Below are 18,326 nucleotides of genomic sequence, written 5' to 3'. Positions count from 1 at the left end.
CATGAGCACGACGTTCGAACGCCGCGACCCGGTGACCGGCGCGGTCGCCAGCACCTCCGAGGCGATGACCGTGGCGCAAGCCCAAGCCGCCGCTGACGCCGCCCAGGCCGCCTTCGCCGGCTGGAGCGCCCTGGGCCCCAACGCCCGCCGCGCCCTGCTGTCCAAGGCCGCCGACGCGCTGGAAGCCAAGGCCGGCGCTTTCGTCGAGGCGATGATGGGCGAGATCGGCGCCACCGAGGGCTGGGCGCGGTTCAACCTGATGCTGGCCGTCGGCATCGTCCGCGAGGCCGCCGCGCTCACCACCCAGGTCGCCGGCGAGGTGATCCCGTCCGACAAGCCCGGCTGCATCTCCATGGCCGTGCGTGAGCCGGCAGGCGTGGTGCTGGGCGTGGCCCCCTGGAACGCCCCGATCATCCTGGGCGTGCGGGCCATCGCCACGCCCCTGGCCTGCGGCAACACCGTGGTGCTGAAGGCCTCGGAGACCTGTCCGCGCACCCACAGCCTGATCATTGAGGCCTTCGCCGATGCTGGGTTGCCCCCAGGAGTCGTCAATGTGGTGACCAACGCGCCCGCCGACGCCGGCGAGATCGTCGGCGCCCTGATCGACCACCCGGCCGTGCGGCGCGTGAACTTCACCGGCTCTACCGCGGTCGGCAAGATCATCGCCAAGCGCTGCGCCGAACACCTGAAGCCGGCCTTGCTGGAGCTGGGCGGCAAGGCCCCGCTGATCGTGCTGGACGACGCCGACCTGGACGAGGCGGTCAAGGCCGCCGCCTTCGGGGCCTTCATGAACCAGGGCCAGATCTGCATGTCGACCGAGCGGATCATCGTCGTCGAGACCGTGGCCGACGCTTTCGTCGAGAAGTTCCAGGCCAAGGTCGCCACCCTGGCGGCCGGCGACCCGCGCGCCGGCAAGACGCCGCTGGGCGCGGTGGTGGATCTGAAGACCGTCGCCCATGTCGAAGGCCTGGTCGCCGACGCGATCGGCGCCGGCGCGGTGCGGGTCAACGGCGGCGCGGCCGACGGCGTGCTGATGCCGGCCACGGTGGTCGACAAGGTCACCCCCGACATGAAGCTGTTCCGCGAGGAGAGCTTCGGTCCGGTGGTCGGGATCACTCGCGCCCGCGACGAAGCCCACGCGATCGAACTGGCTAACGACACCGAGTACGGCCTGTCGGCGGCGGTCTTCACCCGGGACACCGCCCGCGGCCTGCGCGTGGCGCGCCAGATCAAGTCCGGCATCTGCCACGTCAACGGTCCGACCGTGCACGATGAGGCCCAGATGCCGTTCGGCGGGGTCAAGGCCAGCGGCTACGGCCGGTTCGGCGGCAAGGCCGGGATCGAGGCCTTCACCGACCTGCGCTGGATCACCATCGAGACCCAGCCCGGCCACTTCCCGATCTGACGCGCCGCGCGTCGTCCAAACTTCTCAAGGATCCCGTCATGACCGAGGTCAACGACACCGCCACCTTCACGGTCGAGAACCGCATCGCCTGGGTGAAGTTCAACCGTCCCGAAAAGCGCAACTGCATGAGCCCGACCCTGAACCGTCGGATGATGGAGGTGCTGGACGAACTCGAATACCGCGACGACGTCGGGGTGGTGGTGCTGACCGGCGAGGGCTCGGCCTGGTCGGCGGGCATGGACCTGAAGGAGTATTTCCGCGAGACCGAAGCCAAGGGTCTGGGCGCGGTGCGCCAGGCCCAGCGCGAGTCCTACGGCTGGTGGCGGCGCCTGCGCTGGTACAACAAGCCGACCATCGCCATGGTCAACGGCTGGTGCTTCGGCGGCGGCTATGGTCCGCTCTATTCCTGCGACCTGGCGATCGCCGCCGACGAGGCCCAGTTCGCCCTGTCGGAGATCAACTGGGGCATCCTGCCCGGCGGCGGGGCCACCAAGGTGGTCGTCGACCTGATCCCGATGCGCGATGCGATGTACCACGCCCTGACCGGCGAGCTGATCGACGGCCGCAAGGCCGCCCAGTGGCGCCTGGTCAACGAAAGCGTGCCGCTTAGCCAGCTCGAAGCGCGGGTCCGTGAGCTCGCCGAGGTGCTGCTCAAGAAGAACCCGGTGGCGCTGAAGGCGACCAAGGACGCCGTCCGCAGGGTCAAGGAAATGACCTACGACAACGCCGAGGACTACCTAGTCAGGGCCCAGGAGGCGGCCAACTCCTTCGACAACGACGGCCGCAAGGAGGGCATCAAGCAGTTCATCGACGACAAGAGCTACAAGCCCGGACTTGGCGCCTACGATCTGGCCAAGCAGAGCTGAGACGGGGCAGGGAGGAAACGGCGAAAAGGGGAGGGTTCCATGAGCGGCCCCATCGACCATGTCGGCCTGCAGGCCAGGCTCCAGCCCACCCGCCTCGCGGCCGTCGACCTGGCCAGCGGGCGGCGCTGGACCTACGCCCAGCTCGACGCCGATGTCGCCGCCTGCGCCCGCGTGCTGGTCGAGCGCGGCGTGGCGTTCGGCGAGCGGGTCGTCAGTCTGGCCCGCAACCGGGTCGAGTTGGTGATTTTGCACCTGGCCTGCGCCCGGATCGGCGCGGTCTACGCGCCTCTGAACTGGCGGCTCAGCCCGGCCGAGATCCTGGCCCTGGTCGAGGACGCCGATCCCCGGCTGGTGGTCGGCGACCAGGAGCTGGACCGCGTCGGACTGGAGGGCCTCTCCCTCGACCGCCTGGCCGCCGAGATCGCCGCCGCCGAGCCGCTGCCCGCCATGCCGTTCGATCGCGACCGGCCGTCGCTGATCCTCTACACCTCGGGCACCTCCGGCCGCCCCAAGGGCGTCGTTTTGTCCGAGCGCAACCTCGACCACACGGCGGTCAATTTCGGCCGCTTGGGGCAGGTCACGCACCAGAGCGCCTTCCTGATCGACGCGCCGATGTTCCATGTCCTGGGCCTGGTCACCACGGTGCGGCCGCCCTTGCTGCACGGCGGGACAATCCTGGTCTCGGACGGCTTCGAGCCGGCCCGCACCCTGGCGCGGCTGTCCGATCCGGACCTCGCCGTCAGCCACTATTTCTGCGTGCCGCAGATGGCTCAGGCCCTGCGCAACCATCCCGATCTCGCCCCTGACCGCCTGGCCGGCCTGACCGCGATCTTCACCGGCGGGGCGCCGCACGCGGCCGCCGACATCCGCGCCTGGCTGGCGATCGGCGTGCCGGTGGTCGACGGCTTCGGCATGAGCGAGACCGGCACGGTGTTCGGCATGCCGGTCGATCCGGCCCAGATCGACGCCCGCGCCGGCTCGGTGGGCGTGGCCCTGCCGGGCGTGCGCAGCCGCATCGTCGACGCCGCCGGCCGAGACTGTCCGGACGACCAGCCCGGCGAGTTGCTGCTCAAGGGCGACAACGTCTTTTCCGGCTACTGGCGGCGTCCGGACGACACCGCGGCGGCCTTCACCGCCGACGGCTGGTTCCGCACCGGCGACATCGCCCGCGCCGACGCCGAGGGCTTCCACTGGCTGGTCGATCGCAAGAAGGACATGTTCATCTCGGGCGGCGAGAACGTCTATCCGGCCGAGATCGAGGCGGCCCTGGCCGACCATCCCGGCATCGCCGAATGCGCGGTGCTGGGCCTGCCCGATCCCCGCTGGGGAGAGGTGGGCCACCTGATCCTCGTGCCCAGGACGGGCGCGGTCGTCAGCCACGCCGCTGTCGTCGCGCACCTGGAGCTTCGGCTGGCCCGCTACAAGCTGCCCAAGGCCACGACCATCGTCGACAGTCTGCCGCGCACCGGCTCGGGCAAGATCCAGAAGGCGATCTTGAAGGCCCTGATCCTGGAAAGGACCCCCGCATGAGCCCTCCGCCCATCAGCCGGCGCGGGCTGGGTCTCGCCGTCGCCGCCGCCGGCCTGGCCGGCGCGACCCAGGCTGTCGCCGCCAACCCGCCGCCGGCGCTCGCGCATGTCTTCGACCTCGCCGTCGAGGTGGGGCCGGCCCAGGAGCTGGGCGATGTCGGCGGCGGCCGGCGGCGAGTGATCCCAATCACTGGCGGCAGCCTGACCGGTCCGGGCCTGTCGGGTGAGATCCTGCCTGGCGGCGCCGACTGGCAGACCATTCGTCCCGACGGCGTCACCCTGCTGCAGGCCCGCTACACCGTGCGGATGAGCGACGGAGCGACGATCGGCGTCATCAACACCGGCGTGCGCCGGGCCGACGCCGAGGTCGTGCGCCGCCTGACCGCCGGCGAGGACGTGGATCCGTCGCTCTACTATTTCCGCGCCACGCCGATCTTCGAGGTCGGGCCGGGGCCGTATCTGTGGCTGACCGAAAGCGTCTTCGTCAGCGCCGGCGCGCGACGGCCGCGCCGGGTGGAGCTGGGCGTCTTCAAGGTCGCCTGACGGGTCCGGAAAACGTTGTGATAAAGACCAAGCGCCTGCCAAGGGCCGGGAGGAAACGATGACCACGGGATCAGAGGCCGTGCGCCGACCGGCCATGGAAAGCGGGGCGTTGACCGTCCTGCTGTGTTTCCTCGTCGCCGTGCTCGAAGGCTTCGACATCCAGGCCATGGGCGTGGCCGCGCCGAAGCTGGGACCGGAACTGGGCCTGGCCAAGGCCGTGCTAGGCGAGGCCCTGGCCGCCAGCAATATCGGCTTGGTGCTGGGCGCGGTGCTCGGCGGCTGGCTGGCCGACCGCCTGGGACGCAAGGCCGTGCTGATCGGCGCGGTGCTGGGCTTCGGCGGCTTCACCCTGCTGACCATGTTCGCCCACGACTTCTCGATGCTGTTCGCCGCGCGGCTGGGCGCGGGGCTCGGCTTCGGCGCGGCCCTGCCCAACATCATGGCCCTGGCCGCCGAGGTGGCGCCGGCCGGCAAGCGCGGCTCGACCGGCACGATGATGTTCTGCGGCATGCCACTGGGCGGCGGGCTGGTCGCCCTGGTCAGCTGGCTGAACCCGAGCCTCGACTGGCGGCACCTTTTCCTGATCGGCGGTCTGGCGCCGCTGCTGCTGGCCCCGCTGATCCTGGTGCTGATGAAGGAGACCGCGCGGCCCGCGTCGTCGTCCTCCGGCGGCGCGGCCTGGACGTGGCTGGGCCTGATCCCGCTCTATGGCCTGTCCTATCTGGCCCTGCTGTGGCTCGGCGGCCTTCCGGGCCTGGGATCGCTGCGCGGCCTGGCGCCGTGGCTGGCGACCCTGCCGACGGTGATCATCGCGTACATGGTCGTGAACCGCGCGGCGCTGTTCGGCGAGCGGCGGGCCTTGCCGTCGCTGCTGCTGTGGGCCGTGTTCTTTCCGACCCTGCTGATCCTCTATCTGGTGCTCAACTGGCTGCCGACCCTGGTCATCGCCAAGGGCTTCGCGCCCCAGGCCAGTCTGGCCTCGGCCTGCTTCAACTTCGCCAGCGTCGTCGGCGCCCTGATCCTGGGACGGCTGGTCGACCGCTTTGGCCTGCGCTGGCCAATGATCGCCGGCTATGTCGGCCTGACCGCGAGCCTGATGCTGCTGGCCCGGGCCGACGGCCTTACGGCGGTGCTGGCCCTGAGCGGCGCGGTCGGCTTCTTCGTGCTGGGCGCCAACTACGCCCTCTACGGCGCGGCCGCCTCCTACTATCCGGCGTCGGCGCGGGGCAGGGGATCGGGCGCCGCCGTGGCCTGGGGGCGGATGGGCGCCGTCGTCGGTCCCCTGGTCGGCGGACAGCTGCTGCAGGCGGGCGACAGCGCCGGCTCGGTCGTCGCCGCCATGACCCCGCTGGCCCTGACGGCGCTGGTCGGGATCGTGCTGCTGACGCTTCTCGAGCCGCCCCGGCACTAGGCCGGATCGACCTCGCCACTTCGAGATCGTGCGGCCCTGGTCGCCTTCGAGCGCGTTCTCAGGCTTCAGAACGACCTAGCGGGACGCAAGCGCGGGCAGTTCATAGACCTCGACCGCCGGCTCGGGCCCTTCATGCCGTCGAACCTCGACCAGGCAGGTCTGGGCCGCGCAGCCTTGAGCGAAGGCCGAAGAGCCTCGGTCCAGGGTCAGCACATTGGGGTTGCCGTTGCGCTCGAGGTCCGCGCCTGGATCGAACCAGGCCCCCGTCGCCAGTCTGGCTACGCCCGGCATGATGTCGTCGGTGACGATCGCTCCCGCCAGGCAGCGGCCGCGATCGTTGAAGAGTTCGACCAGGTCGCCGTCGGCGATGCCCCGCGCGGCGGCGTCGCCGGGGTTGAGATAGACCGGCTCGCGCCCGGCCACCTTGCCGGCCCGGCTGTAGGGGCTGTGGTCCAGCTGGCCGTGCAGCCGCCGCTTTGGTTGGTCCGACAGCAGGTGCAGCGGATGGCGGGCGGCCTCGGGGTGGCCCAGCCACTCGAACGGCTCGAACCAGGCCGGATGCCCGGGGCAGTCGTCGAGGCCGTAGCCGGCGATGCGCTCGGAGAAGATCTCGATCTTGCCCGAGGGCGTGCCCAGCCGATGGGTTTCCGGATCGGCGCGGAAGGCCTCGTGCATGACCAGCGGCCGGTCGTGCGGCGCAAGGTCGATCAGCCCCTGGTCCCAGAAGGCGTCGAAGGCGGGCAGGTCGAAGCCGGCCTTGGCCACGCGCGCGGCGTTCTCGTCATAGAGCCGCCGCAGCCAGGCCTCGGCGTCGAGCCCTTCGGTATAGGCCTCGCCGACCCCGAGACGGCCGGCCAGGTTGGCGAAGATCGCGTAGTCGTCGCGCGCCTGGCCCTGCGGCTCGACCGCCTTCTTCATGGCGATGAAATAGCCTTCGCGGCCGGCGAAGCCGATGTCGTTGCGCTCCAGCGAGGTGGTGGCCGGCAGCACGATGTCGGCGAAGCGGGCGGCGGGGGTCCAGTACTGCTCGTGGACGATGATGCTGCGCGGCTTGCGCCAGGCCAGGCTCAGACGGTTCAGGTCCTGGTGGTGGTGGAACGGGTTGCCCCCGGCCCAGTACAGCAGCTGGATATCGGGATAGGCGTGGGTGACGCCGTTGTAGGTGAAGGGCGCGCCGGGCTGCAGCAGCATGTCGGCGATGCGGGCCACGGGGATGAAGGCCGGCACCGCGTTCTGACCCTGGGAAAACACCGGACCCGACAGCCGCGCATGGGCGCTGCCCTGCGTGTTCATCGCGCCGTAGCCCAGGCCGTAGCCGCCGCCAGGCAGGCCGACCTGGCCCAGCATGCAGGCCAGGGTGACCAGCGCCCAGAACGGCTGCTCGCCATGGGCGGCGCGTTGCAGGGCCCAGGCGACGTTGACCATGGTGCGGGCCGACAGCATCTCGTCGGCCAGGGCGACGATGCGGGCGGCCGGCACGCCGGTGATCGCCTCGGCCCAGGCCGGGGTCTTGGCGACGCCGTCCTGCTGTCCTGTCAGGTAGGGCTCGAAGCGGTCGTAGCCGACCGTGCAGCGGTCGATGAAGCCGCGGTCGAAGCGCGGGTCCTGGCGGATCACGAAGGCCAGGGCCAGCATCAGGGCGGTGTCGGTGTTGGGGCGGATCGGGATCCACTCGACAGGACCGCCGGTCTCCAGGTTGTCGCGCACCGGGCTGATGTTGACGAAGCGCGCCCCGGCCCTGGCCATGGCCGCCAGGCCGTCGCGCGTGCGGTGGCGGCCCGAGCCGCCGGACGAGACCTGGGTGTTCTTCAGCGGCACGCCGCCGAAGGTCACGAACAGCTGCGTATGCTCGGCCAGCACGTCCCAGGAGGTGTGGGACAGGTTCGACTCGTCCATCGAGGCGACGATGTGCGGCATCAGGGCCCGGCCCGCGCCCAGGCTGTAGCTGTCGACGCTGCGCACATAGCCGCCCAGCAGGTTGAGGAACCGGTGCACCTGGCTCTGGGCATGATGGAACCGCCCAGCGCTGGACCAGCCGTAGGAACCGCCGAAGATCGCTTCGTTGCCGAAGCGCTCGCGCACGTCGCCGACTTCTCTCGCCACCAGATCCAGCGCGGTGTCCCAGTCGACCTCGACGAAGCGTTCCCGGCCTCGCAGGTCCGGCCGCGAGCCCGGTCCGCCGTTCAGCCAGCTCTCGCGCACCGCCGGTCGGGCGATGCGCAGGGCCTGGGTGGCCGGGTCCAGCTGGTCAAGGCCGATCAGCGACGGATCGCTGTCGCCGGTCAGGGGAAAGAGGCGAGGGGGCGCGCCGTCGAGCCCGGCCTCGACCTCGTAGATCCCCCAGTGGGCGGCGGTATAGGTGCGGGCCGGGCTCATGCGGACGTCTAGCGCTTGATCCGCAGGGTCGCGCCGAAGGTGCGCGGCTCGCCCAGCGTGCCCTGGACGATGCCGTAGGTGGCGTTGACCGACAGGGTGTTGAAGTACTCTTCGTCGAACAGGTTGCGCGCCCAGATCGAGACGTCCCAGCCCTTGTCCGAGCGCACGCCGCCGTTCAGCCCGAACACCTGGTAGCCAGGCACCAGGCTGAAGATGTCGTCGTTGACGGCCGCGAAGAAGTGCGAGCGGTGGCTGTAGTCGCCGCCGATATAGGCCTCGCCGCCGTCGCCGCCCGGCAGGGTGATCGGCTTGGCGTAGCGAAGCGTCGCGGCCACCGTCCAGCGCGGCGCGCCCGAGGCTTCGGCTCCCGACAGGTCCTTCACCCCCTGGTACGAGGTCAGGTACTGGGCCGAGGCGTTCTTGTAGGACTGGTAGCGGGCCTCGTTGTAGGTCGCTGACAGGGTGGCGGTCAGGCCGCTGAACGGCGCGGCGCGGGCGTCCAGCTCCACCCCGCGCGAGCGAAGCGTGCCGGTGTTGGCGATGTAGGTGACGGCTGGGCTGACCGTCGTGTTTACGTAGTTGGCCTGATAGTTCTCGTCGGTGGTCCAGAACAGGTTGGCGTTCAGCTCCAGGCGGCGGTCCAGCAGCCTGGTCTTCACGCCCAGCTCGTAGTCATCGACCTTTTCGGGGGCGACGAAGATGTCCACGCCCGTGGTCTGGCGCACCAGGTTGATGCCCGCCGACTTGTAGCCGCGCGAATAGCTGGCGTAGGCGTGGGCGTCGTCGCTGAGGTCGTAGCTGGCGCTGAGCAGGCCCGAGACGTTGTCGCCGTTCCAGTCGGCCTCGTAGCGGCTGACTGGGGCGTAGGTGGCGCGGGCGGTCACCGCCAGAGCCTGCCAGGCCGTGGGCAGGTCGGCGATGGCGACGGCCGAGCCGCCGATCTTGGCGTCATAGAGGCCGGTCTTTTCTTCGTAGGTGTAGCGCAGGCCCGCGGTCAGCCGCAGATCGGGGCGCAGTTTCCAGGTCGCCTGGCCGTAGGCGGCGTAGCTGTGGGTGGCCGGCACGACGTGCGCCACCGAGGCCAGACCGTTCAGCACCTCGTCCGGATAGGTCGGGCCCAGCAGCCATTTGGCGGCGTCGCGGCCGTAGGCCGAGGTCGTCCAGTCGTCGGCCTCCTGCCAGAAGTAGTAGAGGCCGGCGGTGTACTGCAGGCGGCGTTCGTCCGGCGAGACCAGGCGCAGTTCCTGGCTGAACTGGGTCTGGACGGTGTCGACGATGCCCTGGGTCGAGACGTTGGCCCCGATCTGGTCGCCGTCGTAGTTGGGGATCCAGCGCCAGTCGCGATAGGCCGAGATCGAGCTCAGGGTGAAGCCGCCGACCTGCCAGTCGGCGCGCGACTGCACGCCCCAGCTGGGCATGCGGTCGAACTGGGAGTTGTCGAGGTCGATCTGGCGGGCGAACGGGTCGATAGCCAGGGGCGTGTAGCCGACCGAGGCGGCCTTCTCGTAGAAGCCGCGCACGACCGAGCCATTGGCCTTGGTGGTGGGCAGCACGGCCGTCACCACGTTGAAGCCCATATTGCCCTTCTGGATGCTGTAGTCGGCCGTCACCCGCAGCTTGAAGTCGTCGTTGGGCTTGTACAGCAGGTCCAGCCGGTAGGCGTTATTGTCGAGGTTGTCCCAGCGCTTCTTGTAGACGGTGTTGTAGTAGAGGCCCTCGCGCTCGTTGCGCAGGTAGCTGACGCGGACGGCCAGGTTGTCGGTGATCGGCCCGCTGTAGCTGCCATAGGCCCGCAGGTACTTGTAGTTGCCGACCGAGACCTCGCCGCGCCATTCGGGCGTGAACGACGGTTCGCGGGTGCGGATGTCGATGGCCCCGGCGACGGTGTTCTTGCCGAACAGCGTGCCCTGCGGGCCGCGCAGCAGCTGGATGCTTTCGACATCGACCAGGTCGGTGATCGCCGTGCCGGTGCGCGGGCGGTAGACGCCGTCGATATAGAGGCCCACGCCCTGTTCGAGGCCGTCGTTGGTGCCGCCGGCGTTGGTGCCGATGCCGCGGATGGTGGTGGTCTGGTTGCGACCGCTGAAGCCCTGGATGTTCAGGCTGGGCAGCTGGCTCATCAACTGCTTGAGATTGAAGGTCCCGCCCAGCGCTTCCAGCTGCTGGCCGCCGAGGGCCGTGATCGGGATCGGCACGGTCTGGACGTCTTCGCTGCGATAGCGGGCCGTGACCACCAGGGCGTCGACCTCGGCCGCGCCGGCGTTGTCGGGCGTCGCGGCGCCGCTGGTGGGCGCGTCGCTCGCGTCGGCGGCCAGCGCGTGGCCCGCAAAGCCGGCGCTGGAGAGCAGGGCCGATGCCGTCAGCAGCAAAGCTTTCAGCGTCGGCGCGCCGCCGGCGCGTCGAGCAGAAGTGGTCGTCATGAGATCCCCCGATCGAAGACCCGCCAAGTTCTCTCAAGGCGAGGCGATGCTTTGTGGTCGCCGGTGTTGGGAGCGGCGCGACGCTTCAATGGCAGTGGGGTGTTGATCCGTGCAAACGACTATTTGTTTGCTGCTGCATGAGCGCGAAGAATAGGATTTGCGCGGTAAATATGGCTCGCGAGCCGACGGGAATATTAATCTGGATTGAAATCAACCGAGGGTGTCGAAGCCTTTGGCGACCTCGATCCTCTTGGCGATCACGCCGGCCCGCAGATAGCGATCGGCCGTGCGCTGCTCGGTGGCGATCAGCGCCGCGTCGATCTGCACGGGCAGGCGCTGCGTGCGTCCGATCATGGTCTTCAGGATCGCCGGATCCATGCCGGTGTCGCGGTACATCGCCTCGGCGTAGGCGGTTCGGTTGGCCGCCGCCCAGGTCCAGCCCTCGTAGAGTCGGTCGCGGTAGTCGCGCAGATAGTCGGGCTTCTCGGCGATGGCGCCGTCGCGGCCGAACATCAGGGTGTAGCCGGGGTCCTCGTCCTGCTTGCCCGTCAGGATCCGGGCGCCCTGGCTTTCGGCCAGCGCGATATGCGGGTCCCAGATCGCCCAGGCGTCGACCGACCCGCCCTGGAAGGCGGCGCGACCGTCGTTGGGCGACAGGAAGGCGAACTTCACCGCGTCATAGGGCAGGCCGTTGGCCTCCAGTATGCCCAGCACGTGGTTGTGGCTGATCGAGCCGCGCGGGGTGGCGATCGTCTTGCCCGCCAGGTCCTTGAAGTCCCGAACGGCGGAGCCGCCGCGAACGACGATTGCGGGGCCCATGCCCTGGCTGATTTGGGCGCCGATCGCCTTGATCCTGGCGTCCGATCCGATGGCGAAGATGAAGGCGGAGTCGCCGCCTATGCCGGTGTCGATGGCGCCCGCGTTCAACGCCTCCAGCAGCGGGGCGGCGTTGGGAAACTGCGACCACTCGATGCGGTAGGGCGTGTCGTCCAACTTGCCGGCGCCGGCCAGCACCAGGCGCGAGCCGCCACGCTGGTCGCCGACCAGGAGCTTGCCGGCGGGTTTGGCGACCTTCGGCGCGCAGGCCGCCACCAGGCCGGCGGCGGTCAGGCCGAGCATGGCGCGGCGGGTTTGGTGGGAGGGGAGGGCGATCCCGGTCATGACGGCGGCGTCCTTGCTGAGGCAGGCCTCGTGGCATGGCCGTCCGCCGTGGCCAGCACAAACGAGTTTCGTTAAAGCATGGCCTTACCGTCGGTGAACTGGATCTGGCGTGTCGGCATGAAAGCCTGCGTCCTAAAGGACCGGAAACGTCAGTTCTGCGATCAGGCCAGGGCGCCGGCGGCGACTACGCAGCGCGACCGCGATGGCCAGCCGGCTTGCGATCGATCCGGTGATCGCAAGGCCCAGGCCCGTGCCGACCATCGTCTGGCCCGCGGCGCCGCGGCTGAAGGGGATGAACAGGCGCTGCAGTTCCGCCGCATCGACGCCGGGGCCATGGTCCCAGATCACCAGCCTCGGCGCCTTGCCCTCGGTATGGACGAGGATGCGGACCTTGCCCGCGCCGTAGGCGCAGGCGTTGAACACCAAATTGCGCAGCAGCTCGCCGATCAGCACGGGATTGCCACGCACTAGGGGAACGTTCATGGGCGCGCGGGCCAATACCTCGACATTGGGAAAGGCTTGGGCCGCCTCGATCCGGATCGTGTTCAGCAAGGCCGTGAGGTCGGCTTCCCCCTCGGTGACGGCGGCCTCCGATCGCGCCAGCGCCAGGAACTGCGATAGCACCCGCAGCAGGTTGGCGGCCGCCGACCGGGAGTCGCCTAGCAGGGCCTTGTCGCGCGGCGTCGCGGCGGATCGTTCCAGCAAGGCCAGATTGGCGATGATCACCGACAGCGGGGTCCGCAACTGGTGCGACGCATCCGCGGAGAAGCGTTCAAGCGCGCGCGTGAAGCGCTCCAGGCTGCCCATCAGGCGGTTGAAGCCGTCGACGACCGGCGAAAGTTCGGCCGGGACGCTGGCGGGATCGACCGGCGCGAGATCGGGGCGCGAGGCCTGGGCTCTGGCCGTCAGGTCCTCGGCCAGGCGGCGCAGGGGCGCGAGGCCCCAGCGCACCGCGGGCACGACCAGGACGGCGGCGACCGCCGCCAGCAGGACCGGCAGGCCGATCAGGTTGGACAACAGCTCGCGCACGCTGGCGTGGCGGGAGTCCAGGCTCTGGGCCACGGCCACCACCACCGGGTCGCGAACCCCGGGGATCATGACCGTCGATTGCGCCACGCGGACCTTGTAGCCGCGCATTTCCGCGTAGCTGAAGCTGGTTTCGTTGGGCGCCGGCGCGGGCGGGCGCGGCAGGTCTTCGTAGCCGGTGACGAGGCGGGGACCTTCCCGGACGGCGTAGAACACCGCGTCGCGTTCCGGGCTGTCGAGGAGGCCCAGCGACCAGGGCGGCAGGGCGACCTGCGCCCGGCCATCCCGGCTTCCGACCTGGGCGACGATCGAGGCGACGGATCCGGCGAGCAGGCGGTCCGAGGTCTTCTCGACCACCTGCATGGCGGCCAGGGCGCCCGCCAGGGCGAGGGCCGCGCCCAGCAAGGCCAGCGGTGCGACCTGGGCGATGAGCAGGCGCCCGATCAGGCTGGGGCGGCGCGGCTTCACGGATCGAGCCGGTAGCCGGCGCCGCGCAGGGTCTGCAGTCTGGGACCGTCCGGAAGCAGCTTGCGTCGCAGGCGCCCGACATGGACGTCGAGGGCGTTGGGCTGCACCGACTGATCGTCGGGAAAGACCTCGGTCGCCAATTGCGCCCGATCCACGACCCGGCCTGGCCGCGTGGCCAGCGCGCGCAGCACCGCCCATTCGCGGGGGCGCAGGTCCAGGCGGCGCTCGCCGATCCAGGCCGCGCCGGCTTCCCAGTCGCAGGTCAGGGCGCCCACGCTCACGTTGCGCGTGGCGTAGCCGCCCTTGCGCCGGACGACGGCGCGCACCCGCGCCACCAGTTCGAACGGGTCGAAGGGCTTCAGCACGTAGTCGTCCGCCCCCATGTCGAGGCCCGCGATGCGATCCTGCACGGCGTCCCTGGCCGTCAGGACGACGATGGGCGTGGAGAAGCCCTCACGGCGCAGGCGGCCCAGGATCTCGAAGCCGTCGATGTCCGGCAGGCCGATGTCGAGGACCATGGCGTCGAAGTCGGACCGCGCGGCCAGGGACAGAGCCTCGGCGCCGGTCTCGGCGCAGACGGGCGCGTGGCCTTCGCTTTCGAGCGTGGCGATCAGCGAACGGCGGAGGAGCAGATCATCCTCGACAACGAGTATCTTCATCGGGGATGTAGCGGCAGGCTTCACATTGAAGGAGCGCGGCCATCCGACGCCGATTGCCAGTCCAGGTCAAGGGAGCCCGTTTCGCCGCCGCCGTGCTCGGCGTGATCGCCCTTGTCTCGGTCATGGCGGGATGCGCGCCGCGGGCGCCCGGGCAGGCCACCAGCGGCTGGGACGTCCGCAGGGCCGAGCGGGAAGGCGAGGTCGTCGTCTATATCAACAACGACGTGCACCAGCGGCTGGTCGAGGATTTCGAGCGCCGATTTCCAAAGGTGAAGCTCAGGTTCGTCGTGTTGACCTCGCGCGACATGCAGGCCCGGGTCATCGAGGAAGCCAGGCGTGGCGAGCCTGTCGCCGACGTCGTCTGGACCTCGGCGATGGACACCCAGGTCAAGCTGATCAACGATGGCTACGCCCAGACCTATCGTAGTCCCGAGGCCGGAAACCTGCCCACCTGGGCGCGGTGGCGTGACCAGGGCTTTGGCGTCACCAGCGAGCCGATCGTCTTCGTCTACAACAAGCGGCTCCTGAAAGGCGGCGAGGCGCCGCGCAGTCACGCGGCCCTGCTGGCCTCCCTGCGCGCCGACCCCGGGCGCTGGCGCGGCAAGGTGGCGATGTACGATCCCGAGCGCAGCGGCATGGGGTTCTTCTATCTGTCGAGCAACACCCAGTTCTATCCGGACGCCTGGGCGCTGTACGATGCGATCGGCGCGACCGGCGTGCGCACCTACGTGCCCGGCAGGCCGATGTTGGATCGGGTGGCGTCCGGCGAGCACCTGCTGGCCCTGGACATGAACGGGTCCTATGCCGACTGGTACGTGCGCAAGCACGAGGCCGACGTCGGCTATGTCGTTCCGGAAGACTATCACCTGTCGATTTCGCGGGTCGCCTTCATCACCCGCACCGCGCGGCATCCCGGCGCGGCGCGCCTGTTCCTGGACTATCTGATGTCGGACGCGGGGCAGCGGGTTCTGCTCGACGTGCGCCTGACCCCGATCCGTCCAGGGCTGGGCGCGACGCCTCCCGCGGGCGGGCGTCCCATTCGCGTCGGGCCCGCTCTGCTGGCCAATTTCGACCAGGGCCGGCGCGCCGAACTTCTGGCCCGCTGGAAGAGCGGGGCGGCCGGCCGCTGATATCTGGTCACGCCTTGAGCACTTGCTGCCCATAACTGCGGCGATCGGGTCGGTCGGCTCGGGGCTTCACCCATTTCTTGGGTTCCGCGCGGCGACGTCGAAGCTGTCACCGACCTGTCACGTCCCCTGAGCGCGGGAGGCCTCCGCGAACTTGCGGAGGCAGGCTGTTCGGGCTCTGGGAATATCATTCCGACATTTCCGAGTGTGCGGGCAATTCATGCCGGATGAGGGCGTTTTGACGCCTCGCGCCGAACCGTTCGTACTGGTTTGGCTCTTGCGGAAGAGATCAGGTTCGACCCGACGCCGAAGGCGCAACCGCCCCGGAAACGCTCAGGCAAAAGGACCGCGGAGCACAAGGAAGCTGGAAAGCAGTCGCCTCTGAACGAGGCGCCTCGCCGAAGGAGCAAGGGCGCGTCGCGTTCCGAATCTCTCAGGCCACAAGACAGCGGGGGCAGAGGAACGCCTTGCGGTTTCGCGAGCGGCGCGTGGTGCGCCGGTGGCGGGCCGCGGCCTCTGGAACGTCCACTCAAGTGTGACGTCGGGGGCGCGGGCGACTGTCGACTGCATACTTGAGAGGGGATCTCACTTGGCAATTTCACGTCAAACCCGCCGCGCCCTGTTGATTGGCGCGAGCATTCTGCCGGCGGCGCTCGCGCTGCACGGCGCGGCCTACGCCCAGGCCGCTAACACCGACAAGGATGACAGCAGCGTCGGCGAAATCGTCGTCACCGCCTCGCGCATCGATCGCGCCGGCTTCCAGGCGCCGACGCCCACCGTGCACGTCTCGGCCGAAGACCTCAGCGTCGGCGCGCGTCCCAACGTCGCCGCGGCCCTGAACGACCTGCCGCAGTTCCGCGCCACCACCTCGGCGCAGACCACGGGCACCAACACCGGCGCGGGCAACGCGCCGGTCGATCTGCGGGGCCTCGGCATCAGCCGCACCCTGGTGCTGATCGACGGCCGCCGCTTCGCCGGCGACAACGACCTGAACGTCGTTCCCACCGTGCTGCTCAAGAGCGCCGACGTGGTCACCGGGGGCGCCTCGGCGGCCTGGGGCTCGGGCGCCGTGGCCGGCGTCGTCAACCTGGCGATCGATCGCAACTTCACCGGCTTCAAGATGGGCGTGCAGGGCGGCATCTCGTCCTATGACGACGCCGAGGAAGTCCGCATCGAGGCGGCCGGCGGCAAGAGCTTCGCGGACGGCCGCGGCCACTTCGTCATCGGCGGGGAGTACCTGAACAACGAGGGCGTCACGCCCAAGACCAGCCGTCCCAATGTCGGCCGCTGGGCGACCGTCTCCAACGGCGACGGCCGCTACAAGCTGGCTCCCGACGTCGGCTTCTCCAACGCGGCCTATGGCGGCCTGATCCTGTCGGGCGTGCTGAAGGGCAAGGCCTTCAACGCCGACGGCTCCCTGCGCGACTTCGACTATGGCACGGTCATCGGCACCAACTCGGTCGGTGGCGAAGGCCCGTCCAACGACGACCTCAGCCCGCTGGTCACGCCGCAACGCCGCTACAGCGCCCTGGCCAGCGTCACCTACGACCTGACCGACAACGTCAAGCTCACCGCCGAACTGCGCCATTCGCGGATGTGGAACAACTACATCTGGTTCGGCGACCACAACCGCGGCAACCTGACCATCAGCATCGACAACGCCTTCCTCTCCGACGAGGTGCGCTCGGCGATGGTCACGGCGGGCCAGACCTCGTTCACCATGGGCCGCTTCAACAGCGACCTGTCCTATTCGCGGATCGATTTCGAGCGCCTCTCCACCCAGGGGACGATCGCCCTCGACGGCAACTTCGGGGACGGCTGGCGCTGGAGCGCCTACTACAGCCACGGGGAGAACGAGAACAACATCGACACCCCCGGGTTCCTGCTGACCCAGAACTACGCCAACGCCGTGGACTCGGTGATCGACCCGAGCACGGGCAATGCGATCTGCCGTATCGCCCTGACCGATCCGACCACCAGCTGCGTGCCGATCAACCTGTTCGGCGAAGGCTCGCCCTCGGCCGCGGCCATCGCCTATGTCACCGGCACGCCCAGCATGCGCGAGACCAGCAAGCTCGACGTCGGCGGCTTCAGCCTGCGCGGCGAGCCCTTCGAACTGCCGGCCGGTCCGGTCTCGATCGCCGTCGGCGCCGAGGCCCGCAAGGAGTCGGTCGATCGCTCGGTCGGCGCGCTCGACACGGCCAAGGCCTTCACGACCTTCAGCTTCTCGGCCATGGCCGGCAGCTTCAACGTCAAGGAGGCCTTCGCCGAAGTGCTGGTGCCCGTCGTCCGCGACGTGCCGGTGTTCAACAAGCTCGAGATCAACGCCGCCGCCCGCGTCAGCGACTATAACACCACCGGCTCGATCTGGTCCTGGAAGCTGGGGGCGACCAACGAGTTCTTCCCGGGCTTCCGCGGCCGGGTCACCGAGTCCCGCGACATCCGTTCGGCCAACCTGACCGAGCTCTTCACCACCAGCACCACCGGCTACAACACCATCGTCGATCCGCTGACCAGTTCCAGTGTCTATGTGCTGACGAACGGCGGCGGCAATCCCGACCTCGTGCCGGAAACAGCCAACACCTTCACGGCCGGCGTCGTCTATTCGCCGCCCGCGCTGCCGGGCTTCAACGTGTCGCTCGACTACTACAACATCGACATCGACAACGTGATCACCACGATTTCCGCCCAGGACATCGTGACCCGCTGCGCCGCCGGCAACGCCGACATGTGCTCGCGGATCACCCGCGACAGCAGCAACACGATCACCCGGATCGTCTCGACCTACGTCAACCTGGCCAACTACAAGACCGACGGCATCGATGCGGAGATCTCCTACTCGATGAACGCCGACCGCGTTCTGTCGAGCCTGGAAGGCCGCCTGCGCTTCAAGACCCTGGCCACCTGGGTCCACAGCATGACGACCAACGACGGCGTCAGCGAGATCGAATATGTCCGCTCGCAGGGCTATTCGTTCGGTCTGGGCGTGCCGGAATTCCGCGTCGTCAGCAGCGTCGACTACTCGGGCCGGATCTTCAGCGGCAACCTGCGGGCCCGCTACCTCTCGCCGGGCAACTACAACAACACGGTCGACATCGTGAACGGCCACATCAAGGCCTACACCTACTTCGATCTGGGCGTGCAGGCGAAGCTGCCGCAGTACCGCGGCCACGACGTCGAGCTCTACGCCAACGCCACGAACCTGTTCGACAAGGATCCGCCGATCGGTTCGCTCTACTCGCCCTACTACGACGTGATCGGTCGGTACGTGACCCTCGGCGCGCGGATGCGCTTCTAGGTCCGAACCGGCTCCGCGCCGCCGGCTGTGTCCCCCG

Annotated in this window: 12 protein-coding genes and 2 riboswitches; of the genes, 7 read left to right on the top strand and 5 right to left on the bottom strand. The window is 69.3% G+C overall.

The genetic code is table 11. The features are described 5' to 3' along the window. Window position 1 precedes the first annotated feature (1 nt). The 5 genes from AC2YHT_RS14730 to AC2YHT_RS14710 are packed head-to-tail and all read left to right on the top strand — an operon-like array spanning window position 2 to window position 5,754. Window positions 2-1,405 carry an aldehyde dehydrogenase gene (locus tag AC2YHT_RS14730; protein ID WP_487290538.1) on the top strand — a complete coding sequence of 468 codons (1,404 nt, stop codon included), beginning with the start codon at window positions 2-4 and terminating at the stop codon, window positions 1,403-1,405. A 38-nt stretch (window positions 1,406-1,443) separates the two neighbouring features. Next, window positions 1,444-2,271: a p-hydroxycinnamoyl CoA hydratase/lyase gene (locus tag AC2YHT_RS14725; protein ID WP_487290537.1), complete on the top strand. Its 828-nt coding sequence runs from the start codon at window positions 1,444-1,446 to the stop codon at window positions 2,269-2,271. Between the two features lie 39 nt (window positions 2,272-2,310). Then, entirely contained in the window at window positions 2,311-3,801 is a 1,491-nt protein-coding gene (locus tag AC2YHT_RS14720; protein ID WP_487290536.1) for an AMP-binding protein, read from the top strand. Then, window positions 3,798-4,343 (top strand): DUF3237 domain-containing protein, encoded by a 546-nt coding sequence (locus tag AC2YHT_RS14715; RefSeq protein WP_487290535.1) that lies wholly within the window; start codon window positions 3,798-3,800, stop codon window positions 4,341-4,343. Before AC2YHT_RS14720 ends, AC2YHT_RS14715 begins: the two co-directional genes overlap by 4 nt. A 58-nt stretch (window positions 4,344-4,401) precedes the next feature. Beyond that, on the top strand, window positions 4,402-5,754 hold the full coding sequence (locus AC2YHT_RS14710; RefSeq protein WP_487290534.1) for an MFS transporter: 1,353 nt from the start codon (window positions 4,402-4,404) through the stop codon (window positions 5,752-5,754). Between the two features lie 75 nt (window positions 5,755-5,829). Here AC2YHT_RS14710 and AC2YHT_RS14705 read toward each other — a convergent pair whose 3' ends face one another. The 5 genes from AC2YHT_RS14705 to AC2YHT_RS14685 form a co-directional block, all read right to left on the bottom strand. Next, the gene (locus AC2YHT_RS14705) at window positions 5,830-8,130 is read right to left on the bottom strand and encodes a molybdopterin guanine dinucleotide-containing S/N-oxide reductase (protein WP_487290533.1); all 2,301 of its coding nucleotides are present in this window, start codon (window positions 8,128-8,130) and stop codon (window positions 5,830-5,832) included. 8 nt (window positions 8,131-8,138) lie between these two features. Continuing rightward, entirely contained in the window at window positions 8,139-10,550 is a 2,412-nt protein-coding gene (locus AC2YHT_RS14700; RefSeq protein WP_487290532.1) for a TonB-dependent receptor, read from the bottom strand. Between the two features lie 210 nt (window positions 10,551-10,760). Then, window positions 10,761-11,711 carry an ABC transporter substrate-binding protein gene (locus AC2YHT_RS14695; RefSeq protein ID WP_487290531.1) on the bottom strand — a complete coding sequence of 317 codons (951 nt, stop codon included), beginning with the start codon at window positions 11,709-11,711 and terminating at the stop codon, window positions 10,761-10,763. 132 nt (window positions 11,712-11,843) lie between these two features. After that, entirely contained in the window at window positions 11,844-13,205 is a 1,362-nt protein-coding gene (locus tag AC2YHT_RS14690; protein ID WP_487290530.1) for a sensor histidine kinase, read from the bottom strand. After that, on the bottom strand, window positions 13,202-13,864 hold the full coding sequence (locus AC2YHT_RS14685) for a response regulator transcription factor (protein WP_487290529.1): 663 nt from the start codon (window positions 13,862-13,864) through the stop codon (window positions 13,202-13,204). The genes AC2YHT_RS14690 and AC2YHT_RS14685 overlap by 4 nt, the downstream gene beginning before the upstream one ends. 53 nt (window positions 13,865-13,917) lie before the next feature. Here AC2YHT_RS14685 and AC2YHT_RS14680 point away from each other — a divergent pair, with 53 nt between their 5' ends. Together AC2YHT_RS14680 and AC2YHT_RS14675 are read left to right on the top strand one after the other, a co-directional pair. Next, window positions 13,918-14,994: an ABC transporter substrate-binding protein gene (locus tag AC2YHT_RS14680; protein ID WP_487290528.1), complete on the top strand. Its 1,077-nt coding sequence runs from the start codon at window positions 13,918-13,920 to the stop codon at window positions 14,992-14,994. Window positions 14,995-15,261: 267 nt separating this feature from the next. Further along, a riboswitch (glycine riboswitch) is annotated at window positions 15,262-15,350 on the top strand. A gap of 4 nt (window positions 15,351-15,354) precedes the next feature. After that, a riboswitch (glycine riboswitch) is annotated at window positions 15,355-15,441 on the top strand. A gap of 139 nt (window positions 15,442-15,580) precedes the next feature. Beyond that, window positions 15,581-18,289, top strand: a complete 2,709-nt coding sequence (locus tag AC2YHT_RS14675; protein ID WP_487290527.1) for a TonB-dependent receptor domain-containing protein — start codon at window positions 15,581-15,583, stop codon at window positions 18,287-18,289. Window positions 18,290-18,326: the final 37 nt, after the last annotated feature.

Source organism: Caulobacter sp. SRI_008 (assembly GCF_057586355.1).
The sequence above is the reverse complement of the archived record's forward strand: the minus strand, read 5'-3'. Positions and strand labels throughout refer to the sequence as shown.